Source organism: Streptomyces sp. NPDC058001, assembly GCF_042886315.1.
Taxonomy (GTDB): Bacteria; Actinomycetota; Actinomycetes; order Streptomycetales; family Streptomycetaceae; genus Streptomyces.
Genome location: NZ_JBHVQT010000018.1, coordinates 51,550 through 74,005, shown reverse-complemented (window position 1 = coordinate 74,005; position 22,456 = coordinate 51,550). Strand labels below are relative to the sequence as shown.

Below are 22,456 nucleotides of genomic sequence, written 5' to 3'. Positions count from 1 at the left end.
AGGAAGACCCCGTGCGCCCCGTGTGTCCTACTTGTTGTCGACCTCGTACTGGCCGACCTCAAGGAAGTAGCGCAGTGCTTCCGGCCTGTTGTCGTCCAGGGCCGCGTTCGCCGCCGCACGCAGGGCGTCGCTGATGCCGGGGTCGGCGAGGAGCCTGGCGATGGCGACGCGGTCGTCCTCGGCCTGGGCGAGGCGGTATCCGGTTTCGAGCCAGGCGCGCATCTCGTCGGCGGTGCCGTTGTCGAGAAGCTGGTTGGCCTCGCGGGTCACGCGCTTTCCGCTGTCGGGGTCGGCCAGGATGCGGAGGATCGCGATGCGCAGGTCGTCCGGATCCGTGTCGTCGTAGGGGGAGTTCGCGGCCGACGCCGCGGTAGCCGTCGACGCGGGCGCGGCGGCGGCGAGGGACGGGGTGGAGAGCAGCAGGGCCGGGGCGAGGGCGCCGGCGGCCACGGCGAGAGTCGCGCGGGTCAGTCTCAACGAATCAACCACCTTGGTGTCGGAGCGCTGCGGAGTGCAGCGGGGACACCGTCCCAGGGGCAGGCAGGCCGAGGTACTGCCTGGATCCCGCAGTCTTCAGATGTTCATGACTGCCGATGTGGTGGTTGGACGACGGCTGGGCCATCAAGCCGGTTCACCGCCGTGTGTCCCGAGTGGGGGAGGGCCGCCGCGTTCCTCGTGCGGAGGGTCATGCGCCACAGACGTGAGAGTTGACTCTCACACATTATGAGAGGAAGCTCTCACGTCATGGACTCCATTAATCGCCTGGGTGATATCGAGATCACCGACCCGCAGGCCATGCGGGCGTTGGCGCATCCGGTTCGGCTGGCGATCCTTGACCGTCTCCGGCGGCACGGGCCGGCGACCGCGACGCAACTCGCGCCCGACGTGGGAGCGACGCCGTCGGTGACCAGTTGGCATCTGCGTCACTTGGCCAGCTTCGGACTGGTCCGGGACAGCGAACCCGGCCCGGACCGACGCCAACGACGGTGGGAGGCAGTGGCACGCGGCTTCCGATTCGAGGCACCGCAGGACCCGGCCGACGAGGAAGGCCAGTCGGCCGCACGGGTGCTGTCGCAGCAGATGTTCCTGCGTTACGCGGCTCTCCCGAGCCAATGGGTTGCCGAGGTCGAGCCCGAACTCGATCCGGTGTGGCGCAGAGTGGCCGGGCTGGCTCACACCCGCCTGGTCGTTTCCGCTGAGGAACTCGCCGCCATCGAGGAGGGGATCGAGCGCGTCCTCGCGCCGTACGTGACCCGTGACCCGGCCGAGCGGCCCGCCGACGGCCGTGGTGTCACGCTGATGCGCTACGCCCTCCCGGAAGGTGCCGAGGAGCAGACCGGGCAGACGCCGTGACCGGCCCGGATCAGACCGCTGCACGGTCGCTGTGGCGAGATCGGCGGTTCCGTCGCTTCTGGGCCGGCCAGTCGGTCTCCCAGTTCGGCGACCGGATCACCGAACTGGCGCTGCCCCTGATCGCCATCAGCGCCCTGAACGCCTCGGCCAACCAGGTCGCGTGGCTGACCGCGCTGATCTGGACCCCGAACCTGCTCGCGATCTTTCTCGGGGCATGGGTTGACCACCGGCCCCACAAGCGCCGTCTGATGATTCTTGCCGACCTCGTGCGCGCCGCCGTGCTGCTCAGTGTTCCGGTGGCCTATCTGGCAGGGGCGGTGACGCTCGGGCAGTTGTATGCGGTGGCGTTACTGATGGGCGCTGCCGGAGTGCTGTTCAACACCGCCTATCCGCCGTTCTTCGTGCGCCTCGTGCCGCGCGCGTCCTACGTCGACGCGAACAGCAAGCTCAGCGCCAGCCGGTCGGCATCGCACGTCGCCGGCCCGGCCATCGGCGGCATCCTTGTCCAGGCGCTGACCGCACCCGTCACCGTCCTCCTGGATGCCCTGACCTTCCTGATGTCAGCGGTCCTGATCGGTCGGGTCCGGGTCGACGAACCGCCTCCCGCCTCCGGCGACGCGGCGGCGTCCTCGCTGCTGCAACGTGCCCGGGAGGGCCTGTCGTTCGTCGTCCGTCACCCGGTGCTGCGCGCGGGCCTCGGATGCGCGGCGACCGTCAACTTCTTCACGTTCGTCGCGGGCAGCGGGCTGATCGTGCTGTTCGCCAGCCGCAGCCTCGGACTGTCGGCGGCTGCGATCGGCATCGCGTTCGGGATCGGCGCGACCGGTTCCCTCCTCGGCGCGGTCTTGGCGCCCAGGATCTCGCGACGGTTCGGCGTGGGCCGCAGCATCGTCGTGGGTGCGGTGCTGTTCCCGGCGCCGATCGCCCTTGCCGCTGTCGCGGACGGCCCGCTCTGGCTCCGTGCCGGAGCCCTGTCCGCAGCCGAGTTCCTTTCCGGCTTCGGCGTCATGCTGTTCGACGTCAACCTCAACTCTCTCCAGGCCGCTGTGATCCCCGACGGCATGCGCAGCCGCGTGGCCGGTGCGTACAGCACGATCAATTACGGCATACGCCCCGTCGGCGCCGTCGTCGGAGGGCTGCTCGCCACCCTCATAGGTCTGAGGGCAACCCTCCTCATCGCCGCTGTCGGCGGGGCCTTGTCGCTGCTGTGGCTGCTGCCTTCACCGATACCCCGCATCCGCTCTCTGGCTCCGCACGGCACCGTGGGTACGACTGCTGACGCGGGCGACGACGACAAGCGGCCGGTATCACGTTGATCTGCCGTCGGCCGGCGGGCCTTGTGGTCTCGCCGCCATGCTGCGGATGGTTCGGCCCCGGAGACATGACCGAGGTGAGACGGCGCGGAGCGGAGCGCGGAGCGCGGGGACGGGCGACGGCCGGGTGCACGGCGGCGGTTCGGCGCCGGGGGAGTGGCGGGCCTTCGCGTCCTTGGATGCCGTCCGGCGACCTGCTGAGTGCGGCAAGCGCGACCTCAAGGCCCTTGCCTCCAGGTCGGGGAGGTCCGCATCGTGAGTGGCGACCGTCTCGGGACGCGGTTGTGCACCAGATCTCGGCGGCGTAGGTCCTCAGTACGCTCCGAACGACCAGAAGACGCCGACCTCGTCGTCGGTCACCGCGATCAGGCCCAAGTCCTCGATCAAGTCGAGGCCCTTGAGGTATTCGCAGGTGAGGAAGCGATGGGATGCGGTGCCCTGGAGGCCGGCTGCGAGGAAGTCCGGGGCCGGGTCGGAGGCAGCGGCCGTCGCGTTGGTCCAGTAGCGGGCGGTGGGACTGTACCGGTCGAGCATGGTTCTGGCGTCCGCCAGTACGGCGTCCCGGTCAGGGCGGGAGCGGACGGGGGCGGGCTCCGAGTGCCATTCCTCGGCCATGATGGCGAGCGCGGTGACCGCTGCCTTCGCCTCCAAGGGGTACAGGCGGTCGGGAAACTCTGCTGCGTCCGGGGGATCGAAGGGGTACGCGGGCACTGTGTCGCGGGCGTCGTTGGTGCGGTCCGGGTCCAGTCGGAGCCAGCCCCGGGGGTCGGGGACCGACCGGTGCAGCACGGCGTGGACGTCGTGCGCCCAGTCCTCGTACCGCCGCGGGCCAGTGGCCGCGAAGGTGTACGTGTCGTTGAGCAGCCGCAGGGTCGCCGCGTTCCAAGAACAGCGACGGGAGCGGAACTCCATCAACAGACTGCCGACTTGGCGGGCAAAGGTGCCCTTGGGTTCGAGGTGGATGCGCCGGAGCTGGTCGAGGGTCCAGTGGACGAGCCCGCCCCCTTCTTCCGTCGCCAGGCAGGCCAGAACCTGAGGGAGCGGGAGGTCCGTTCCGTCCCAGAGCGCCTCCAGGTGCGCATCGAGCAGGTCCAGGGCGATCTGGTCGGTGGTCAGGGACACCTCGCCACTGTAAAGCGTGTTGCAACAAGGCCGTGAACAGGGCATCTCTGTTGTATGGCAGGGGTGTTGAGGGCCGATCGGGTGTGGCCCGCTGCTGCCGCATCACTCCGTTCCCACCTGCGCGGTTACTTCCGCGACCTGCTGGCCGCTGTTTCTCACATGCGCGAGGGCTGTGCACGGCAACGGCCCGCGCCGTTCCGGCGGCGGCGCCTACCCCGGCAGATGCCGCCAGGCTGACGCGCACCCCGTTGAAGTCGCTGCTCAAGAAGGCAGGTCGGCGACGTGAGGTCGACTCCGCCGCCGAGTCCCTCCGGGAGGCTCTCCGAGGCGAACAGATGCACAGCCGCCCCTGGTTGAGGAAGCGATGGGACGTCCCTGGACTTGGCACCCTGACAGGGGTACGAATGCGCGCAGAGATGGGAGACGACGGCACAGGCTACGCCGATGCGGCCTCGTCGAAAGCGTATGCCGGGGTCCGCTCCAGGTGACCCGCGCCTCGGGGCAAGAGTCACCTGGAGCACGAGCCCATTACGACCGCAGACGTGCTATAGGGGAACGGCACACCGCTGCCCAGCGCAACCTCCTTCAACCGAATGCTCCGCTGTCGGCGGGGTGGAGCGGATCGGGTCCGGGGCCGGAGACCTGGGAGCATCCGGGACGCGTGGCCCGGCGCCGGGCCGGTGGCCGCCTAGCATGGGGTGATGGACGAGATCGGTGGTGCCGAGGTCGTTGCGTTCGCGGACGGTGAGGCGTTCGACGGCTGGTTGGCGGCTCACCACGCGCGGCAGGAAGGCGTGTGGGTCAAGGTCGCCAAGAAGGGCTCAGGGATCGCGTCCGTGACAGCCGACGAACTGGTCGACGTGGGGCTGTGCTGGGGCTGGATCTCGGGGCAGCGCCGGTCGCTCGACGTTTCGTACTACCTGCAGAAGTATGTGCCGCGGCGCTCCAGGAGCCTGTGGTCGCAAGTCAATGTCGACAAGGTCGCCGCGCTGGCGGCGGCGGGCCGGATGCGTGAGCCGGGCTTGGCGGAGGTACGCAGGGCGCAGGCGGACGGGCGTTGGGCCGCCGCATACGCGCCGCAGTCGACGGCTGCGGTGCCCGACGAGCTGGCGGCGGCGCTGGCGGCGGATTCCCGGGCGGCGAAGGCTTTCGCGGCACTCGACAGGACCGCGAAGTACCTGGTGCTTCTGCCCTTGCTCCAGGCCCGGGCTCCCGAGGGCCGCCAAGCCGCGGTGGAGCGCGCGGTGCGGGCGTTGGCCGCCGACGGGTAGGTGCGTTGTCACAGGCTCGGGCCGCTCGGGCGGTTACGTCGCCTGGCGGCAGGCCACTCGAAGGAGGAAGGACCCCCTGGCCACGGGCACAGGGCACCGGGACTCAGCAGGGCTCCGGGGAACTCACGGGATGTCGCACATCTGCCGGTCGGGCCGCTGCCCCTCGGTGGACGGGCGTGGGCTTCCCACGAGGCCGCCGGTCCCGGTGGCCGGAACGGGGTGAGGAGATCGGTGGTGTCGTCGTCCTGGGGTGGCTGCCCCCGCTGGGGGAGAGTCGTTGGCAGCGGGCCGTTTGAACAACGCTGAACTGGAGTTCGTCCAACGGTTGGGCCGCGCGGTGCTGGACGCCGTCCGGCCGGGGACGCGAGCACGGCAGGCGAACCGGGCGCCTGCCTGAGGCGTTGGCTGCCTTCCACCGTTTGAGCCGCCTTCGCCCGGCGATCCATGGGTTCCACGACCCCGTACTGAGTCAGCCCGAGCAGTTCCTGCGGATGTTGTTTCGCGGTGGTTTCGGGGGTTCGTCGAGCCTTTGGTTTCGTTGAGCAGTGTCGTCGTGGGTTGAGGTCGGTGGGCGCGTGGTGGTGTCCGTCCGGCTCGTGGGGTAACGCTACGAGGCAACGCGGTGCGGGCGGCATCGCCGTAGTTCTGGGGCTGGTTGGCCGGTTACGAGTTCGTCTGCGATGAGTCGTCCGGCGGTGGGTGCCAGCGTGACGGCCGAGTGCGTGACGGCGATGTAGAGGGATCGATCTTGTGTCGCGTAGCCGATGATCGGTCCATGAGCGGGCATCGGTCGTCTGCCGGTGCGGTAGCCCAGGAGGCGGCAGCTGTCGCTTCCGCGGAAGTGGGTCTGCAAGCGGCGGAGAGCGGCTTGCGCGGCTTGTTCCAGCGATGTCGCCGATTGGTCTTCAACGTGCGGGAATGTCAGGAGGAGGTCGCCGTCGCGTACCTCTCGCACTTCGAAATCCGGGCCGGCCACGATGGTCTTGACCAGGCCGGGAGGTGCTGTGAGCCGCGCCCGGCAGGCCGGGGACGCCGCAACGGGCAGACTGACCGGCAACGGCTCGCACAGCTTGGGGATACCGGTTCCGGCGGCGAGTACGACTGTTGCGGCGGCGTGGAATCCGGTGGAGGACAGCACCCCCTCGACGCGTTCGCCCGCCATCTTCAGGGACGTCACGACCGAGTTGTGGATCACCGTTGCTCCATGGGCGCGAGCGGCATCCACGAGGGCGTTGGTCATTGCTGTCGGATCGATGCCTCCATCGCTTGGGGTGTGGATGGCCTGCTCGGGAGGGCATCGCAGGTTGGGCTCCAGCGTCGCGATGTCACTTCCTCCGACCCTGAACCGGCCGGGTCCCAGCCGGGAGTTCTGTTTGGTCTGGGCGTTGGTCCAGGTCAGAGAGCCTGTCCAGCGGACGGCGACATGAGGCAGCTCGGTCTCCAGCCGCCGGTAGTCCGCCAGTACCGATCCGCGCAGGTCCTGCGCTCCGCCGGGCCAGTCTCCTCCACAGCCGCCGATCCAGGCGAAGGAGGCGCCTGTCACCCCTGTGGCCGGTGACGGTCCCTGGTCCAGCAGGGTCACAGGGATGCCCTGGCGTGCCACGTGGTAGGCCACCGAGGCGCCCATGATTCCCGCACCGACGACGACAACGGCTGACATGAACTTCTCCTCTTCGGTACGCGGGTGACCATTCAGGCTGGGTCTGCGGCGGTGAATACACAGTCGGGTTGCTGCTGGTCAGGTCGGCGGGCGTCTGGGAACTCGCCGGGGGCACCAGCCGGGCGGGACAGTGCGGCACGACCTGCGGTTCGGGTGACGCCGCCATCTACACCGATGTGACGGCACACCGGAGAGTTCCACGCGGTACCGCCCTGATGCGCGTACGGGTACGGGTACGGGTACGGGTACGGATTGGGGAGGCATATTCTGCCGCTACGTCCCGTCCCGTCCCGTTCCCGGTCATGGGCCGTGTCCCCGTCGCCGTGGAGCACTCCTAGAGGAACGGCGTCCCGGCGTCGAGTCCCGACAGCACTCTGCCGTACAGCTCCAGGTTGGCGGCGGGGTTGACGAACGAGTGCAGGTTCAGGGCGTTGAGGTCCCGCACGATCCGCTGGACCGGCACCTCCCGGTGCAGGGACGAGGCGCCCGAAGCGGACCCGATCAGGTCGCCGGCCTCCTTGCACAACCGCGCCAGGTAGCCGCACTGCGCCCTGATCCGGGTCCGCTCCCCGGTCGTGTACGGCTCTCCGTCGGCCGCCTTGGATTCGATCAGGCCCACGAAGTCGGCGGTGAGCAGTTCTGCGGAGGAGACCTTCATCGCGGCCTCGGCGAACTGGAGGTGTGTCACCGGGGCCTCGTGCTGGCGTTCGTAGAGGGTGTACGTGATGCCCCGCTGGTGGATGCGTTCCCCGAACTCCGTCAGGGCCGCCCGTGCCAGACCGAGGGCGTTCGCGGCCGTCCAGGCACAGAACAGCAGCAGCACCGGCATCCCGTAGAAGGGGTCGGCGCTGCTGCGCTGCGAGGGGAACGCGCCCGCCAGTAGCGGCCCTACCGGCAGGACGCGGTGGGCGGGCACGTGAACATCCTGGGCGACTACGGTGTTGCTCCCGCTCCCGGCGAGACCGGAGACGTTCCAGTCGTCCAGCACCTGGAGGTCGGTCATGGGGATCGCCAGCCACAGCATTTCCGGCGGGCCTTGCCCGGTGTCGGCCAGCGCGGTCAGCAGATGCCAGTCGGCGTCCTGACAGCCGGTCGCGAAGGGAGAGTTGCCGTTCACCACATAGCCGCCATCCGCCGGAACGGCTTTCGAACTCGGGATGAGAGTGCCACCGACCCGTACATCGGGACTGGTGAAGATCTCGTCCTGAGCCTCGTCGGGGAACAGCGCCGCGATGAACGCGCACCCGGCCTGGATCAACGCCATGAACCCGGCCGACCCGCACGCGGCGGAGACCTCGCTCAGCGCGTCGACCTGAGTCCGCAAGGAGGTCTGGTAACCCCCGTAGTGGCGGGGGACGTTCATGCGGTGGATCCCGGCGTCCGTGAGTGCCTTGACGACCTCGGCCGTGACCCGCCGTTGCTGCTCCGCGCGCGCGGCGTGCGAGCGGATGAGCGGCTGGAGCTCGCGTACGCGTTGGACGAGCTCGGTGTCCGGACGGGGTGCTGACGAACCGGCCAAGGGGGCGACCTCCGGTCTCGCGTCACGGGAGAACCCTCACCGTGACGCCGATCCCAGCGACTGTCAATGCCCCGTCAGGGCACCGTAGTTGATCCGTCCTCCATCAGAAACTGCTCGACCGCTGATCCGGTCTGTGACGGAGCACAGGGGTTGTCGAAGCAGGCCGCCGACAGGCAGTGCCTTGGCCCACCCGGCCTTCGGTGTCGCTGCCCGGACCGTACGGTCGCTGTGCGGATCTGTCACCGGCGGAGACGGTAGGAGGGAACAGTTTTTCAAGCGGCCTTGGACAGGGTGGACCTGTCCGTCAGGGGTGCGGGCCGGGTGTGTGTCGCGGGTCCGGTCGGGGTTTGTCGTCCGTCGTGGCGCGGCCACAGGAGGAGGGCGCCGGTGGTGCCCGCCGCGGCGAGGGCCGCGAGGACGGACCAGGTGACGGTGAGACCGACGTTCGTGCCGAGCCATCCCGCGATGGGGTAGGTGATCAGCCAGGCCAGGTGTGACAGGGAGAACTGGGCTGCGAAGGCCCCGGGGATCTCGTGGGGTTCGACGGAGGCGCGCAGGATGGTGCCGGTCGGTGTGATGATCAGCGCCATGCCGATGCCGATCACGGCCCAGACGATCGCCGTACCGGTCCATGTGGTCAGGTCGGCCGCGCTGAGGGCCACCGCGGCGATCGTGCCGCCGGTGAGGACTGCGGCGCCGGTCGTCATGACGGTGCGGGCGGCGATCCGGCCGAGTACGCGGGGCAGCGCGAGGGCGGCCAGGAGGGTTCCGCCGCCGGAGGCGGCGAGCATCCATCCGACGTCCGACTGCGAGCCGCCGAGGTCGTCACGGACGTAGTTGACGGTGTTGACGACGACGATCGATCCCGCCGCCGCGACCACGAGGTTGAGTGCCATGAGGCCGCGCAGTCGCGGTGTCCTGAGGAATGTCCTGATCCCGGCCGTCGCCTTGTCCCGTGCCCGGGTGTGGGCACTGGGACGGGTGTTGGGGATGCGCGTGGGCAGGATGAGCAGGGCGGAGAGGAGGAATCCGGCGGAGGTGCCCAGGAACAGCCGGTCGAAGCTCATGAATGCCAGGGCGACCGCTGCCAGTACGGGGCTGAGCAGGGTCTCCATGGTGGAGGCGGCCTGAGAGGCGGACAGGGCGCGCGTGTAGTCGGACTCGTCGGTGACGATGTCGGGGATGACGGCCTGGAACGTCGGGGTGAACGCCGCGGACGCGGCTTGGAGCAGGCCGATCAGGACGTATATGTGCCAGACCTCGGTGACGAGCGGCAGGGCCAGGACCACCGCGGCGCGCACTACGTCGAGGAGGACCAGGAGGGTTCTTCTGGGGAAGCGGCCGACGTATGCGGCGGCCAGGGGAGCGATGACCACGTACATGACCATTTTGACGGTCAGGGCGGTGCCGAGGACGGTGCCGGCGCGCGGCCCTGCGAGGTCGTAGGCGAGCAGTCCGAGGGCCACTGTCGTCAGCCCCGTACCGAACAGGGCGATGATCTGGGCGCTGAACAGGTAGCGGTAGTCGCGGAGGGCGAACAGGCGCATGGCGTGTTCCTTCCGTGTTCGTGCGGCGGGGCACGGCCCCGGGTCGGAGGCCGTGCCCCGCGGCTGGGGGCCGGTGTGTCTCTACGCATCGGTGCCACTGTCCGGTGTGAGCCCGGCGAGCAGGTTGAAGGAGCCGGTGAGGACGTTGAGTGCGACGACGCCCACGACGTCGGCTATCGCGCGGTCGCTGTGGCCGTGCTCGCGCAGCGCGTTGACCTGTTCGTCGCTGATCGACGTCGGCTCGCGGTAGATCTGGAGGGCGAGGGCGATGATCGCCGCGATCGCGGGATCGGCCGAGGTGCCCGCGTGGGCCCGCTCGATCTCTTCCTCGTCCACTCCCATGGCGCGGGCGGCGCTGACGTGGGCGTCGAGACAGAGCCCGCAGCCCTGCAGGACCTGGATGGCGATCGAGATCCGTTCGCTGGTTCTACGGTTGAGTTTGGCTCGGCCCATGGCCCGGCTGAGCTGTAGGTAGCCGCTCAGAACGGCGGGCGAGTGGGCCATCGTGGAGACCATGTCGCCGATCTGGCCGTGGCGGGACACCAGTTCGGCGAGGAGGTCGCGCGAGGCGCCGGCCGCTGAGTCGGGTGTGAGTCGGGTCAGGCGGGGCATGACGGTCCTTCCGGCGTGGAGTTCTTCAGCCGCGGGGCGCTCGACTGGCCCGCGCCCCGCGGCCGTGCCGCTCAGTGCTGTGCGTGCTGTGCGTGGTGGCCGTGGTGATGGCCCGTGTTGTGCTCGGGCGCGGCCTGGGACGCCGCGTCCGGGCGGCGGGTGGCGGAGGTGGCCCGTACCGTGAACTCGGCCGTCCGGACGGCGTCGTCGTGCTGGAAGTCCAGGTAGAGGCGGTAGGTACCGCCCGACGGCGCGGTGGCCATGAACGTGATCTCAGGCCCCGGTTCGGTGGTGCCGTCACCGGGCGCGCTCTCCGGGTGGACGTGGAGGTAGCCCAGGTCACCGACCCGCAGCGCCACCAGGTGCCCGTAGGCGCCCAGGTAGGGCTGCAGGTCGGTGACGGGCCGTCCGTTGCGGCTGACGGTGAGCGTCAGGTCACTCGCCTCGCCGGGCGCGAGTTCTCCGTCGAGGGTGACGGTGTATGCGCCGACGTGAGCGGTGCGGGTGTCATTGGAAAGAGGCTGGGGGTCGTACTGCCCGGCGACTGAGGCGTCGATACCCAGTGTCAGGGTCCCGTCGTGGCCGGCCGGGTGGATGTCCGCGAAGAACCTCCAGTCACCCGGTTCCAGGGCCAGTTCGACGCTCCAGGTGCCCTTGCGGTCCCTCACCGGGTGTACGTGCTGGAACCCGGTCGTGTCGCGCCGGACGGCGATGAGATGCAGTTCCTTCTCGTGCTCGGGCGTGTACTCGGTCACGGGCTGTCCGTCGGGACCGGTCACCCGGAAGGTGACCGTCTGCGTCCCGGTGGAAAGGATCGTCGAGTCGAATTCGAGGGTGTAGCCGCTCTCGGAGACCGACAGCCCGCCCGGACGGGCTCCGCCATGACCGCCATGGCTCACGTGGTCGGCGTGGCTGGAATTGATCTTCATCGTGCTCTCCACCCGTGTGATGCGCCTTCCGGCGTTGTCCGTGTTCGAGGAACAGCATACCCCTGGGGGGTATTCCCGCAAGGGGTTTCTCCAGCGGACGGCAGGTCGTCATGTCGTCATGCCGTCGTGTGACTTCCCCCTTGAAGGCGACCGGCTCCGCGTCAGGCGTGCTCACGTACGCGAGGCGCTCCCCAGTAGATGGGCGGGAGCGGCCGGACCCTGAACGGCGGACGAGGGCGGGCCACCGTCGACGACCAGGGCCCGGACGCCCCGGATTCCGCGCTCGGCGGCGCGTACGCCGGCGCCGAACAGGTCCCCGTCCAGCACCCGGCACGCCTCGGCGGGATCGAGGCCCGCTTCGGCGTCGAGCGCCATGACCACATCGGGGGCGGCGATGTCGAGGCCGTCGGTGTGGCACCCGCGCAGCAGGGCCTCAAGGGTCTGGTCGGCCGGACCGTGCGGTGCGGCCAGGTGGACTGGGCGGTGGGCGTCGTGGGAGTTGACCGGCCGGGCCCCGAAAAGGTCCAGCCGCAGACCCTCCGCCGCGCCGAGTTCCTGGATATGCCGCACACGGACGGCAGCCCGCTCCGGACTTGTGCCATCGTCCGGGGCATCGTTCGAGGCCAGGGGTGCAGTCGAGCGTCACAGTCGGGCCAACCTGAGCACACTTGTTAGCAAGTGCGCATGCCTGGGGCTATCCAGGGATGGCGCCGGGGTCGACGCCGGTCAGGTCACAGCTCGCGTCCCACAACTGCGCCGCGACGGAGGTGTCGGCAAGGTGGTTCCATATCGGTTCATGTCGGGGCTCGCCGCGCAGGCCGAAGACGCGCGGTCCCCACAGCTGGCCTCCATGCACGGCCGGGTCGAGCACCGCCCGGACCGCGGGCCATGCGCCGGCATGCTTGCCCTGGACGAGGAGTGCCGCAGGCGCCGCGCTCAGCCGTGCGCTGATGGTTCTCACATGAACCGGCGGCCGTGACGGCGTGAGGGAGTCCAGCGCGCCGCCGGGATGGACCACCGCGCTCGTCACCGTGCTGTCGACAGCGCGCAGGCGGCGGTCGAGTTCGAGACCAAAATACATCTGCGCCAACTTGGAACGTCCGTAGGTGCGCTTGGGCTGGAAGTCATTCCAGGACTGCAGGTCGTCCAGGTCGAGCCGCTCCGACTTCGCTGCGAAGCTGCCCATGGTCACCACGCGAGCCGCCGGCGCGGCCGACAGCAGCGGCATCAGCCAATGGGTCAACGCGAAGTGCCCGAGGTGGTTCGTGCCGAACATGAGCTCGTGACCGTCCCCGGTCTCCCTGCGCGGCGGGTCGTCAAGCGCGAGGCCGGCGTTGTGGACCACCGCGTCGAGGCGTTCAACCTCCAGTGATTTCACCGCCGTTTGCAGCGAACCGAGGTCGGCGAGGTCCAGCCGTACGGACCGCACCCGCGCACCAGCAACGCGCGCACGGATCGAGGCCATGGCGACCTCGGCCTTCGCAGGATTCCGGCTGCCAAGTACGACGGTCGCTCCGGCTTGCGACAACTGCTCCGCGACGAAGTAGCCGATGCCGGCGTTGCCGCCAGTGACCAGGAAGATGCTGCCGTCGGCACGTGGCAACCGTTGGACATTCCAGGGCGGGGTGGAGGATGCGGACGACATGGCGATGGGACTCCCTTGCTGTTGAAGGCGGCTGCGGCTGCTCTGCTGCAACTCGACACCCACGGTTTCAGCGGCCACCGACACATCGCCTATGGATCAATGTCAGTCCCGCCAGACGGCCGATATCCCACCGACACAGTGCTGGCCCATCACGCACCGTGCCGGTGAACGTCATGTTGGCCAACCGGAGCACTCAAAGGCCAACCGGGACGCTCAGTCACCAGAGGTCAAACGGCAAGCTTCAGAAGCTGTGTCTGAGCGCTACATGACATATCGGGGCTTCATTACAGGTCAGGGCCCAACCACCTCGTGCCCAGTGCGTTCGTTGACCAGGGTTCGGGGACGTTGTCCACGCCGCCGGTGGCCCTGCACCCGTGCTGCGAACCGCAGTGCCACCTTTCGCCATACCCGGGCGGCGGCCGGGTCCTCCCGCATCGCGATGCGGTACAACTCCGCCGGATCCACTTCGTAGCGCTCCAGTCGCGCGGCGGGCCACTGTGCAATGCGTTCCGGGCCGACCTCGGGGTGAAACTGCACCCCCCACGCCGCTTGCCCGACCCGGAATGCCTGATACGGACAGCGCTCGCTGCTGGCCAGCCACTGGGCACCTTCGGGCAGCCGTACGATCACGTCCACGTGGTTCTCAATCGCTGTCGGCCGCTCGGGTAGCCCTGTGAACAGCGGGTCCTCCGCCGCGTCTGGCAGCAGCGTCAGTGTTGTGCTCCCGAACTCGGGTCCGCCGTGCTCCGCTTCCACCTTTCCACCTGCCACCTGCGCGAGCATCTGTCCCCCGAGGCAGATCCCGAACACCGGCACATCCTGATCCAACGCCTGGCGCATCAAACCCCGAGCCGCTACCAGCCACGGCGCCCGGTTGTCGTCGTCCGGCAGGTACGCCCCGCCCAGAACGATCAGCGCGTCATGCGTCAGCCGCTTCGGCAACGCATCGCCCATGTCGCCCCGGACCACCTCCACCCCCACCCCGCCCTCGGCCAGCCAGTCAACCCACCGCCCAGGCCCTCCGTGCCCGCTGTTCTGCACCACCAACGCCGTAGCCGCACTCTCCATGGCTCGATCCCGTCCTTCGCCCGCATTGTCCGGCCCGGCTGCCAGTCAGACCGTTGTCAGCCCAGATGCGCCAGTGCCGCCTTTTAGTGAGTCTTTCCAACCTCCCACGTAGCCGCCGCGCAGGGGCCGAATCCACGTGGGAGGCGCGCGACGGCGGGGTCGGCCAGGGTGAACGCGACCGAGGTACACGGTGCGCCGCATCCGAAGCGCCGCACGTTGTCCCGTTGCGGCATCGTCAATCGGTCCGGGTGCGGAGGCTCCGCACCAGGGTGGGGATCATCACCGTCGCAGGGACGAGGTGTAGCCCGAGGAGGGCGGAGGTGGTGGCGGTGTTTGCCCCGGAGAGGAGAGGCGGGACCAAAGAGATCGCGGTCAGCGACACTGCCGTCCACACGAATAGCGTGGCGGGGCGAGCGCTCCAACGAAGAAGAGCGACGGCAATGCCGATGCCCACGACCGAGAAGAAACCGGTCACCACGGCGAACCCGGACAAGGGGATCGTCTCGCCACCATCGGGGATCTCGAAGTCGACGCCAACGGTCCGGGCAAGCGCAGCGGCGAGGGTGGTGGCCACCATCGCTGCGAGCGTAGCGATGAAGCCGGTGCCGGCGAGCCTGCGGAGTGGGTGGGTGCGGCTGGTCCGGCCCGATGCCGGGCCTGCGACGACCCCGGTGTCATTCATGCTGTTCACGTCGTTCCTCCATCATTCGGTAACCGGCGTACGGGTGTGCTGACTGGCATGTGGCGGTCCTGGCCCTGGGGGTGACGATGCGCACCCTCGCCGTGCGGCGGCCGGGGTTCCGCAGGGCGCGGACGCCGGTGCCGCGGAGCCAGAACCCGGCACCGCGTCCGAGAACCGGCCCGGACTCGCCGTCGCGCAGCTCCAGCTGCACCCGCCCACGGGTGACGACGGCGAACGCGTCGCGCCATTCCGCCGCGACCACCGCGACACGCGCGCCACCGCGCAGCGCGAGCGTCCACACCGGGACTACTCCGTGCCGTCCGCCAGCAGGCGCTCCGGCAGCCCGAGCCGCGGGAACTGGTCGTCGTGGAAGATGACGATCTCGGTGATCGCCCCGCCGGTGACGCGCAGGACGTCGATCGTCAGCGGCAGGTACGCGCCCTCCCGCTTCCGCCAGACGTAGAAGGCGATGGCGGGCTGCCGGTTCACGGAGGTGAGGACGGCGCGCAGGCCCTTCATGCCCTCGAAGCCGCTCTCGACCCAGTCGGTCACCACCGCGTCGCGGCCGACGTACAGGCCCGGCGTGGGCGGCATCGAGCAGCGGACGTCGTCCCGCAGCATTGCGGCGAGCCGGTCGACGTCGGTGGCCACGCTGGCGTCGGTGAAGCGGCGCACCAACTCGCGTGTCCCGGCGTCCTGTTCGCCGCCGGTCCAGTCCTGCCGCTCGGCGGGCAGGTGCTCCCGCATGCCGGCGCGGGCCCGCTGCAGCGCGCTGTTCACGGAGTTGACGGAGTCCCCGAGGAGCTCCGCGACGTCCTTCGCCGGCCAGCCGAGCACGTCCCGCAGGATCAGCACGGCCCGCGGGCGCGGCGCGAGGTGCTGGACTGCGACCAGGTACGCCAGCTCGATCGTCTCCCGCGCGACGGCGACGGTCTCCGGCTCGTCCGCGTCGCCCGCGGGCAGCTCGTCGAGCAGCCGGTCCGGGTAGGGCTGGAGCCACAGCACCTCGCCGCCGGTCGCGGGCTCCGGGCGGCACTTGGCGAGCAGGTCCAGGCAGGCGTTGGTGGCGATCCGGTACAGCCAGGCCCGGAACGTCGACCGCCCCTCGAAGGTCTCCCGTCGCCGCCAGGCACGGAGGAACGTTTCCTGCACGGTGTCCTCGGCGTCCTCGAACGACCCGAGCATCCGGTAGCAGTGCACGTGCAGCTCCCGCCGGTGCCGCTCCGCCAGCGCCGAGAACGCCGGCTCGTCGACCTCGCTCAGCCTGCTCACGCCCAGTACCTCCAGCCGCGTGTCCGCACTCATCACGTCATCCTTTCGCCTTGTCGTGTCCCGTCGTAGGTGTGACGGGTGCGGGCGCGAAAACTCATCACCAGGGTCGGTCGGCGTGGCTGAGCGTTTCTCATCCTTGGCATCCTTGGCATCCTTGGCAGGCCGGGTTTTCGACGTGGTGGAGAACGAGGATGGCCTCCACCATTGCGCTCGTCCGGGCGGGGACGCAGTGCAGCTTGGTCAGGATTTCCAGGTCTTGAGGGCGGCGACGGCGCGTTCGCCGCGGCAGCGGATCCGGGCGTGGGCCTTGTTCACGGCCTTCTGCCGACGCGACAGCTCCGAGGTTCGCGCAGCAGCCAGGTCGTGTGCCGAGCCGGGAAGTACCGCCGACGCTCAGACGAGGCGTCCGGCCGCATCCGCGATTACCTGCACATTCATCCTGTGCCGTCGGTGCTCTCCGGAGCAGTACGGCTTCTGATCGTGCACGCGGTCGATCGGGATCAGCGTGCCGTCGAGGATGACGAGGTAGACCAGAAGCTGCACTCTGGTCGTTGCCTGGGTGGGCCGGGCGAGCAGGGCCTGCCTGGGGTGTCGCAGCTATGGTGCACCGGACGGGTGCTTGCGGGAGGGAACCGGCGTGGGGGAGCTGCGGGGCGGCTACAGGGTGCATTTCGGGCTGGCGTTGGTGCTTTGCGGGATCGATTTGTCGTGTATGGCCTCGACTTGGCTGCCCGGCGCGTACACCGTGCCGGAGTGGCTCGTGTGGGGTTTGTTCGTCGCGCTGTTCCCGGTCTTCGCCGTCGCGCTTGTCCGTAGCCTTACCAGCGGAGCCGGGGGCCAGCTGATGGGCCCGGACAATGCCTATCGGTTCATCAGGTATGTCGTGCTGCTGCCGCCCGTCCTCAAGTTCGCCTACGCGTTCGTCATCTGCCTGGCCGCGCTTGGCTTTGCGACTGGTGCCGGCACGGCCGAGGATGTACAGGCTGACGCGTCGGGCTATTACTACACCTACTGGGACAGGACCGCGGACCCACAACACAGCGCCAGGGTGGAACTCACTGAGCCCGAGTACTACGAGGCGCTGAAGAGCCAGCTCCGGATCTTCAGCGCCGTACCGGCTGTGTTCTATGCGTTCAGCAGCTTCCTCGTCCTCGCCTGCGCGTCAGCGGCCGCCGGACGCGCCCGGACGGCTTCGGAGTGTTCGTCCGGGTCTGCGGAGCAGCGGAGGTGGTCCTGAAGGCCGGACAGGCTCTCGCGAGTTCGCTGAATGCCTTGACGGTAATGGCACCCGGCAGGGCTTTGACGTAGTCGCTCGATGCCCGTTTGTGATCACGCGGGCCGAGGAGTGCGAGCGGGGCGCTGCGGCGGAGGGCGGCGGCGATGTTGGAGACGCCGGTTGGTTTCAGGGCGCCGATGGTCAGGTTGTGCAAGGTCGCCATTGCTCGCGGTGCGTTGCTGGTCCTCAGCTGGGAGGCGTGCCGTGTTCTGCGAACGTGGTGTCGGACATGGTGCAGGGCCTCGATGTTTCAGTGGTGGCGGATTCGGATGGGCGAGCCGGGCCGTGCCGGCCTGGTCGGCGGTGAGGTTGGTGAGGGCGTCGATGGCCTTGATGGCGTCTTGCCGTTGGTGCGGCCCGCTAGATCTGGATGGCCTGGCGGACACCGGGAACAGCCACCGGGGAACAGCAGGTTGTTCGCGGTGGCGACCTTGATCCGGCGGATCTCAGAGCGTCCGTGTCCGGTGTCCTTGGTGCGGTCCTGGATCGGGATGTCCTTCCACGGATGGGACTTGAGCTGCTTGCGGAGACTCTTCTGGTGCCTTTGACGACCACGATGCAGTGGGCCTGCCAGGCGAGGAGGTACTCGGGGTGTTCGCGCTGGGTGTGCATCGCGTCGCTGGTCACGACTGTCCCGGCGAGATCGATGACGGCGTCCAGCAGGGGCTGGAAGCGAGACAGCGGCTGGGTCAGTGCCGCCACCGATCGCGATTCCGCTGCGTTTGCGTCGCCTCCATCCGCCGGTGGTGGCAGGCTCGGGGCCGACACGACCTTCCGGCCGCCACCCGTCTGCTGATCACTGCGGACGGGGGCGGGTCCAACGGCTATCGCGCTCGCGCCTGGAAGACCGAACTCGCAGCCCTGGCCGCCGAGACGGGCTTGGACATCACATTACGTATCCGATGGGACCCCGGCTTGCTCCGGTGATCGTTGTGAGCGCGGAGGGGCGGAACTTCCTGTGTGGAGGGTTCAGTTGAGGTAGTCGGCGGTGAGGGTGGCGAATTCGTCGGGGGTGGCCAACTGGATGCCGAGGGTTTCGGCTTTGGCGCGTTTGGATCCGGCGTTGTCTCCGGCGACGACCAGGCTGGTTTTCTTGGAGACGCTGGAGGAGGAGCGACCGCCGGCGCGTTCGATGAGTTCGTTCGTCTGGTTGCGGCTGAGCTTTGCCAGGGCGCCGGTCATCGCGCCAGTGACGACCACCGTCATCCCGGCCAGCGGCCCGCCCGCCGTATCCTTGTTCTCCGTGCCGCCGTCGGTGTGGCTGTCCGCTGTGGGGGCCGTGGGGGCGGGTGGAGTGGCGCCGGGTTCGGTCATGTTGACCCCGGCCGCGGTGAGTTTGTCGATGAGCGGGGCGAGTTCGGCGAGTTCCGCGACGATGGACGGGGCTTTCTCCGTGCCGATGCCGTCGACCTGCTGCATCGTTTCGGTGTCGGCGGCGCGGATGTGGTCCATGGTGGCGAAGTACCGGGCGATACGGCGGGACATGGAGCGGCCGGTGCCGCGGACACCGAGCGCGCACAGCACCCGCGACAACGGCTGCGCCCTGGCCCGGCTGATGGCGGCGAGGAGGTTGTCGGTGCTGGTCTCACCCATCCGCTGAAGACTCAGGAGCTGGTCGCGGGTGAGGGTGAACAGGTCGGCGAGATCGGTGACCAGGCCCGCTTCGACGAGCTGGACGACACGGGTGTGGCCGAGGCCCTCGATGTCGAGCTGGTCGCGGCCGGCGGCGTAGGAGAGGGCGGCGACCAGGTGGCAGTTGCGGCCGTTCTCGCAGCGCCAGCGCTGTTCGCCGGTGTCGATCCCGGCGCCGCACTGCGGGCACACCTCGGGGAAGGCGATGGGCTGTTCGCCGCCGGTGCGCAGGTGGGCGACGGCGGCTTCGATGCGGGGGATGACATCCCCGGCGCGGTGCACCATGACGTGGTCGCCCAGTCGCAGGCCGCGGCGGGTGATGTCGGCCGGGTTGTGGAGGGTGGCGTAGGTGATGGTGGAACCGTCGATCTCGACGGGTTCCAGAACGGCGCGCGGGGCGATGATGCCGGTGCGGCCCACATTCCACTCCACCCCCAGCAGGCGGGTGATCTTCTCCACGGCGGGGAGTTTGTAGGCGATCGCCCAGCGCGGGGCGCGCGTGCCCGATCCGGCGGCCCGCTGATCGGCGGCCATATCGGCCTTGATCACGATCCCGTCGATACCGAACGGCAACTCCCCGCGCAGCGCGGCGATCTCCAGCACCCGGACCAGGACCTCCTCGCCCGTGCCGGCAGTCGTGCCGGGTACGGCGGTGGCGGCAGTGGTGTTCACACCGAACTGCACGGCCCGGTCCATCAGCTCGCTGTGCGCGAGCGCGCCGAGCTGCTCCGCGAGTTCGGCGCCGGTGTCGGCGAGGGGCAGCAGGCCGTAGCCGAAGAACGTCATCGGCACCGTGTAGACACGGTCCCTGGCCCGCAGGGTGCCGGCCGCGGCATTGCGCGGGTTCGCGAACGGCTGCCCGCCGTGCGCGGTGCGCACCGTGTTGGCGTGTTCGAACTGGGCGGTGGTCATGAGGACTTCGCCGCGCACCTCCACAGTGACTGGTTCGGCCAGCTCGTCCGGAAGTCCCTCGATGGTGCCGATCGCGTGCGAGACGTCCTCCCCGGCCGTCCCGTCGCCGCGTGTGACCAGCTGCTGCAGACGGCCCCCGGTGTACCGGGCGGCTATCGCGAGCCCGTCCAGTTTCGCCTCGACACTGAACCGCTGCGCCTCGTGGCCGATCCGGCGGGCCAGCGACGCCGTCCAGGCGGTGAACTCCTCGGGCGAGAACACGTTGTCCAGACTCAGCATCGCCACCGTGTGCGGGACATCGCCCCCAACCGCTCCGCCGGCCACCTTCCCGGTCGGCGAACCGGGCAGCACCTGCCCGGGATGCCCGGCCTCCCACACCGCGATACCGCGCACCAGCCGGTCATACGCGTCGTCGTCCAATACCGAGGTGCCGCCCGCGTAGTAGGCCGCCGACGCCTTCACCGCGTCCTCGACCGCCTGCGCGTAGGAGGCGGCATCCACGATCACTGCAACTGGTGTTGTCATAGCCGTCATCCTGCCTGCCACCACTGACAACGCCACGGCACCGGAGCACCGCTTCGCGGAACGTTCCGGCCGCGGCCACCGCGGCGGGCTCCTCACACCCGGCCCGGAGCCGGCGTCCCCCACGCCCTTGAAGGCCCCGGCTGGTCAGCTACGCGCTGAAGGCCCTGACCGGTCAGCCGGCCGACGACCCGGACATGTGCCGGACGTCTGCCCGGCACACAACAGCGCTGGCGGTCCGATCGCAGCACGCGCGGCGAGCAGGCTCCATCGTCACTTCACGCCCAAAACCCAAAACCGTCATCGTCGGCGTCAATTGGATCTGGGCTGTGCTTCCGCCCCTGTTCGCACGCACCTCCAGCCCTCTGCTGACCTGTCCCGGGGGCATGACCCTGTCCCCGGAGGAAGGTGTGGGGGCGGGCCCATAGTCCCTCTATGTGTTCAAGCCGAACTTTGCCCGCGCCGGCCTCGTCGAAGACGGCGTCCTCAGCCGCGTGGAGGCCGGGTCACTCGGGCGGGCGGGATCGACGCCTGGTGGTTGTGGAGGACGGCGTCCTCAGCCGTTTGGTGGCCGGGCCGCTCGGGCGAAGGCGGTCATCCGCCGGGTGTATCCGTCCGGGTCGCCGAAGTGCACCGCGAGGTGCTCGGCTCCGGCGTCCCGGAAGGCGTCGGCGGTGCGGGCGACCTCGCCGACAGCGCGGTCCGGGCCGTGCCAGTCGATCCGGGTGCCGGGGGACACGGTCCGGTCGCCCGTACGGGCCCGCAGGTACGCCAGCCGTTCGCGGAACGCCGTCGGGTCCAGTCCCACGCCCTGCCAGACGTCCGCGTACCGGGCCGCCCGGCGCAGGGCGGCGTCGGTGACACCGCCGGTCATCACCGGCACCACACCCTCGGGACGTGGCTCGAAGACGCCCGTTCCGAAGCCGTACCAGCGGCCCTCGAAGGGTCCGCGGCCGAACCGGAACAGGTGCCGGAGCAGTGCGATCGCTTCGTCCGTGCGGGCCGCCCGGCTCCTGAAGTCGGCGCCGACGGCGGTGAACTCGCGTTCGTCCCAGCCGATCCCTACCCCCAGGGTGATCCGTCCGCCGGACAACTCGTGGAGGGTGGCGACCTGTTTGGCCACCACGAAGGGACCGCGCATGGGCAGGACGAGTACGGAGGTGCCGAACCGGATCCGGCTGGTCGCTGCCGCCAGCCAGCCCATGGTCACCAGCGGTTCGAGGACTCCTCCGTATACCGGGCCGTACTCGCCGGGCGGCAGGATGTGGTCGGGGAGCCATGCCGTGTCGTAGCCGAGGGCCTCGGCCTGCCGCGCCAGGTCGGCGAGTCGGCGCGGCTCGGCGCCCGTGGTCTCGTTGGGGAGGACGACCTGCAACTTCACTCCCGCTCACCGTCCTTCCCGCCCGGAAGCGAAAGGGTGCGGAGAAAGCCGAGAACCGGTTTCAGCCACTCCTCCGGCCGCTCGACCATGACCACGTGATCGCTGTCGATCTCCGCGTACCGCGCGCCCCGGATCCCGGCCGCCAGGGCGCGGGAGCCGGCGGGCAGGACCATGCTGTCGGCGGTCGTCGCGACGACCAGCGTCGGGACGGCGACCTCGGCCAGATCACCGGTGGTGTCGAGGGTGGGGATCAGGTCAATGTGGGGGTGGAGTGCGGGAGGCCCCTGGGCCCGCCAGCCGGGGAGGAGACCGAGCAGGTGGTCGTCGGGGCGGGCGAACCCGGCGGTCAGCACGAGCGCGGCGACCCGTTCGGGATGGCGTACGGCAGCGCGCACCGCCACCAGCGTGCCGAGCGAGAAGCCGAGCACCGCGAACCGCCCGACACCACGCCGCACGGCGGAGCCGACGACCGAGTCCGTGAGCTCGTCGAGGTCCAGTGGGGCGTCGGCGACCGGGGTCCGGCCCGAGCCGGGGTAGTCGGGGGCGACGACGGTGTGGGCGGCGGCGAGAGCGGGCAGGACCGGCGCGAAGTTGCCTTCGATGCTTCCGGTGGCGCCGTGGGCGAGCAGAAGCCCTGGACCGGTTCCGGTGACGGTGGTGGCGAGGTCGGGGAATGAATCACGCATGCCCCGTACGTTGACCCATCACACCGGTGTGAAGGTCAAGCCCCAGGTGTGGTG

21 protein-coding genes and 2 pseudogenes are annotated in these 22,456 nt (G+C 69.5%); 6 read left to right on the top strand and 17 right to left on the bottom strand.

Going from position 1 to position 22,456, the window contains the following annotated elements; translation table 11 throughout:
- Positions 1–27 precede the first annotated feature (27 nt).
- On the bottom strand, positions 28–477 hold the full coding sequence (locus tag ACFVT5_RS37175; RefSeq protein WP_389897537.1) for an ALF repeat-containing protein: 450 nt from the start codon (positions 475–477) through the stop codon (positions 28–30).
- A gap of 267 nt (positions 478–744) precedes the next feature.
- Here ACFVT5_RS37175 and ACFVT5_RS37170 point away from each other — a divergent pair, with 267 nt between their 5' ends.
- The gene (locus tag ACFVT5_RS37170) at positions 745–1,353 is read left to right on the top strand and encodes an ArsR/SmtB family transcription factor (protein ID WP_389897534.1); all 609 of its coding nucleotides are present in this window, start codon (positions 745–747) and stop codon (positions 1,351–1,353) included.
- The gene (locus ACFVT5_RS37165; protein WP_389897532.1) at positions 1,350–2,669 is read left to right on the top strand and encodes an MFS transporter; all 1,320 of its coding nucleotides are present in this window, start codon (positions 1,350–1,352) and stop codon (positions 2,667–2,669) included. The genes ACFVT5_RS37170 and ACFVT5_RS37165 overlap by 4 nt, the downstream gene beginning before the upstream one ends.
- Positions 2,670–2,978: 309 nt before the next feature.
- Here the strand turns inward: ACFVT5_RS37165 and ACFVT5_RS37160 are convergent, their stop codons facing one another.
- Positions 2,979–3,578 (bottom strand): hypothetical protein, encoded by a 600-nt coding sequence (locus tag ACFVT5_RS37160; protein ID WP_389897690.1) that lies wholly within the window; start codon positions 3,576–3,578, stop codon positions 2,979–2,981.
- 911 nt (positions 3,579–4,489) lie between these two features.
- Here ACFVT5_RS37160 and ACFVT5_RS37155 point away from each other — a divergent pair.
- On the top strand, positions 4,490–5,059 hold the full coding sequence (locus ACFVT5_RS37155; protein ID WP_389897530.1) for a YdeI family protein: 570 nt from the start codon (positions 4,490–4,492) through the stop codon (positions 5,057–5,059).
- A 607-nt stretch (positions 5,060–5,666) separates the two neighbouring features.
- Here the strand turns inward: ACFVT5_RS37155 and ACFVT5_RS37150 are convergent.
- Positions 5,667–6,719, bottom strand: coding sequence for an NAD(P)/FAD-dependent oxidoreductase (locus tag ACFVT5_RS37150; protein WP_389897528.1), 1,053 nt, complete (start codon positions 6,717–6,719; stop codon positions 5,667–5,669).
- A gap of 68 nt (positions 6,720–6,787) precedes the next feature.
- Here ACFVT5_RS37150 and ACFVT5_RS37145 point away from each other — a divergent pair, with 68 nt between their 5' ends.
- On the top strand, positions 6,788–7,057 hold the full coding sequence (locus ACFVT5_RS37145; RefSeq protein ID WP_389897526.1) for a hypothetical protein: 270 nt from the start codon (positions 6,788–6,790) through the stop codon (positions 7,055–7,057).
- Here ACFVT5_RS37145 and ACFVT5_RS37140 read toward each other — a convergent pair.
- From ACFVT5_RS37140 to ACFVT5_RS37090, 11 genes and pseudogenes are all read right to left on the bottom strand, one after another.
- The gene (locus tag ACFVT5_RS37140; protein WP_389897524.1) at positions 7,054–8,238 is read right to left on the bottom strand and encodes an acyl-CoA dehydrogenase family protein; all 1,185 of its coding nucleotides are present in this window, start codon (positions 8,236–8,238) and stop codon (positions 7,054–7,056) included. The two genes, ACFVT5_RS37145 and ACFVT5_RS37140, sit on opposite strands and share 4 nt — an antisense overlap.
- Positions 8,239–8,510: 272 nt before the next feature.
- The gene (locus ACFVT5_RS37135; protein WP_389897522.1) at positions 8,511–9,785 is read right to left on the bottom strand and encodes an MFS transporter; all 1,275 of its coding nucleotides are present in this window, start codon (positions 9,783–9,785) and stop codon (positions 8,511–8,513) included.
- Positions 9,786–9,866: 81 nt separating this feature from the next.
- Positions 9,867–10,397 (bottom strand): carboxymuconolactone decarboxylase family protein, encoded by a 531-nt coding sequence (locus ACFVT5_RS37130; RefSeq protein WP_389897519.1) that lies wholly within the window; start codon positions 10,395–10,397, stop codon positions 9,867–9,869.
- Between the two features lie 71 nt (positions 10,398–10,468).
- The gene (locus ACFVT5_RS37125; protein ID WP_389897516.1) at positions 10,469–11,326 is read right to left on the bottom strand and encodes a hypothetical protein; all 858 of its coding nucleotides are present in this window, start codon (positions 11,324–11,326) and stop codon (positions 10,469–10,471) included.
- Between the two features lie 171 nt (positions 11,327–11,497).
- Positions 11,498–11,953 (bottom strand): DsbA family protein, encoded by a 456-nt coding sequence (locus ACFVT5_RS37120; protein ID WP_389897687.1) that lies wholly within the window; start codon positions 11,951–11,953, stop codon positions 11,498–11,500.
- A gap of 67 nt (positions 11,954–12,020) precedes the next feature.
- Entirely contained in the window at positions 12,021–12,971 is a 951-nt protein-coding gene (locus ACFVT5_RS37115; RefSeq protein WP_389897685.1) for an SDR family NAD(P)-dependent oxidoreductase, read from the bottom strand.
- Positions 12,972–13,262: 291 nt separating this feature from the next.
- Positions 13,263–14,039, bottom strand: coding sequence for a type 1 glutamine amidotransferase (locus tag ACFVT5_RS37110; RefSeq protein ID WP_389897513.1), 777 nt, complete (start codon positions 14,037–14,039; stop codon positions 13,263–13,265).
- Between the two features lie 235 nt (positions 14,040–14,274).
- Positions 14,275–14,721, bottom strand: a complete 447-nt coding sequence (locus ACFVT5_RS37105) for a DUF6069 family protein (RefSeq protein WP_389897683.1) — start codon at positions 14,719–14,721, stop codon at positions 14,275–14,277.
- Positions 14,714–15,022: a hypothetical protein gene (locus ACFVT5_RS37100; protein WP_389897511.1), complete on the bottom strand. Its 309-nt coding sequence runs from the start codon at positions 15,020–15,022 to the stop codon at positions 14,714–14,716. The genes ACFVT5_RS37105 and ACFVT5_RS37100 overlap by 8 nt, the downstream gene beginning before the upstream one ends.
- A 5-nt stretch (positions 15,023–15,027) precedes the next feature.
- Positions 15,028–16,026, bottom strand: coding sequence for an RNA polymerase subunit sigma-70 (locus tag ACFVT5_RS37095; RefSeq protein WP_389897509.1), 999 nt, complete (start codon positions 16,024–16,026; stop codon positions 15,028–15,030).
- Between the two features lie 97 nt (positions 16,027–16,123).
- Positions 16,124–16,548: pseudogene (locus ACFVT5_RS37090) on the bottom strand (transposase family protein); the annotation flags it as partial.
- An 82-nt stretch (positions 16,549–16,630) separates the two neighbouring features.
- Between ACFVT5_RS37090 and ACFVT5_RS37085 the strand changes: the two are divergent.
- Positions 16,631–17,230 carry a hypothetical protein gene (locus tag ACFVT5_RS37085; protein ID WP_389897506.1) on the top strand — a complete coding sequence of 200 codons (600 nt, stop codon included), beginning with the start codon at positions 16,631–16,633 and terminating at the stop codon, positions 17,228–17,230.
- 715 nt (positions 17,231–17,945) lie between these two features.
- Positions 17,946–18,163 (top strand): annotated as a pseudogene (locus ACFVT5_RS37080) (ISAzo13 family transposase); the annotation flags it as partial.
- A 75-nt stretch (positions 18,164–18,238) separates the two neighbouring features.
- On the opposite strand, the gene ligA reads toward ACFVT5_RS37080, so the two are convergent.
- From ligA to ACFVT5_RS37065, 3 genes are all read right to left on the bottom strand, one after another.
- Positions 18,239–20,338 (bottom strand): NAD-dependent DNA ligase LigA, encoded by a 2,100-nt coding sequence (gene ligA / locus ACFVT5_RS37075; RefSeq protein WP_389897504.1) that lies wholly within the window; start codon positions 20,336–20,338, stop codon positions 18,239–18,241.
- Between the two features lie 553 nt (positions 20,339–20,891).
- Entirely contained in the window at positions 20,892–21,716 is an 825-nt protein-coding gene (locus ACFVT5_RS37070; protein ID WP_389897502.1) for a TIGR03619 family F420-dependent LLM class oxidoreductase, read from the bottom strand.
- Positions 21,713–22,402 (bottom strand): alpha/beta fold hydrolase, encoded by a 690-nt coding sequence (locus tag ACFVT5_RS37065; RefSeq protein WP_389897499.1) that lies wholly within the window; start codon positions 22,400–22,402, stop codon positions 21,713–21,715. The genes ACFVT5_RS37070 and ACFVT5_RS37065 overlap by 4 nt, the downstream gene beginning before the upstream one ends.
- Positions 22,403–22,456: the final 54 nt, after the last annotated feature.

Excerpts from the sequence above, each read along its gene's own strand:
- ACFVT5_RS37130 (WP_389897519.1), bottom strand. The coding sequence starts at position 10,397 with ATGCCCCGCCTGACCCGACTCACACCCGACTCAGCGGCCGGCGCCTCG.
- ACFVT5_RS37105 (WP_389897683.1), bottom strand. The coding sequence starts at position 14,721 with ATGAATGACACCGGGGTCGTCGCAGGCCCGGCATCGGGCCGGACCAGC.
- ACFVT5_RS37150 (WP_389897528.1), bottom strand. The coding sequence starts at position 6,719 with ATGTCAGCCGTTGTCGTCGTCGGTGCGGGAATCATGGGCGCCTCGGTG.
- ACFVT5_RS37065 (WP_389897499.1), bottom strand. The coding sequence starts at position 22,402 with ATGCGTGATTCATTCCCCGACCTCGCCACCACCGTCACCGGAACCGGT.
- ACFVT5_RS37110 (WP_389897513.1), bottom strand. The coding sequence starts at position 14,039 with ATGGAGAGTGCGGCTACGGCGTTGGTGGTGCAGAACAGCGGGCACGGA.
- ACFVT5_RS37115 (WP_389897685.1), bottom strand. The coding sequence starts at position 12,971 with ATGTCGTCCGCATCCTCCACCCCGCCCTGGAATGTCCAACGGTTGCCA.
- ACFVT5_RS37170 (WP_389897534.1), top strand. The coding sequence starts at position 745 with ATGGACTCCATTAATCGCCTGGGTGATATCGAGATCACCGACCCGCAG.
- ACFVT5_RS37125 (WP_389897516.1), bottom strand. The coding sequence starts at position 11,326 with ATGAAGATCAATTCCAGCCACGCCGACCACGTGAGCCATGGCGGTCAT.
- ACFVT5_RS37135 (WP_389897522.1), bottom strand. The coding sequence starts at position 9,785 with ATGCGCCTGTTCGCCCTCCGCGACTACCGCTACCTGTTCAGCGCCCAG.
- ligA (WP_389897504.1), bottom strand. The coding sequence starts at position 20,338 with ATGACAACACCAGTTGCAGTGATCGTGGATGCCGCCTCCTACGCGCAG.
- ACFVT5_RS37155 (WP_389897530.1), top strand. The coding sequence starts at position 4,490 with ATGGACGAGATCGGTGGTGCCGAGGTCGTTGCGTTCGCGGACGGTGAG.
- ACFVT5_RS37160 (WP_389897690.1), bottom strand. The coding sequence starts at position 3,578 with ATGGAGTTCCGCTCCCGTCGCTGTTCTTGGAACGCGGCGACCCTGCGG.
- ACFVT5_RS37095 (WP_389897509.1), bottom strand. The coding sequence starts at position 16,026 with ATGAGTGCGGACACGCGGCTGGAGGTACTGGGCGTGAGCAGGCTGAGC.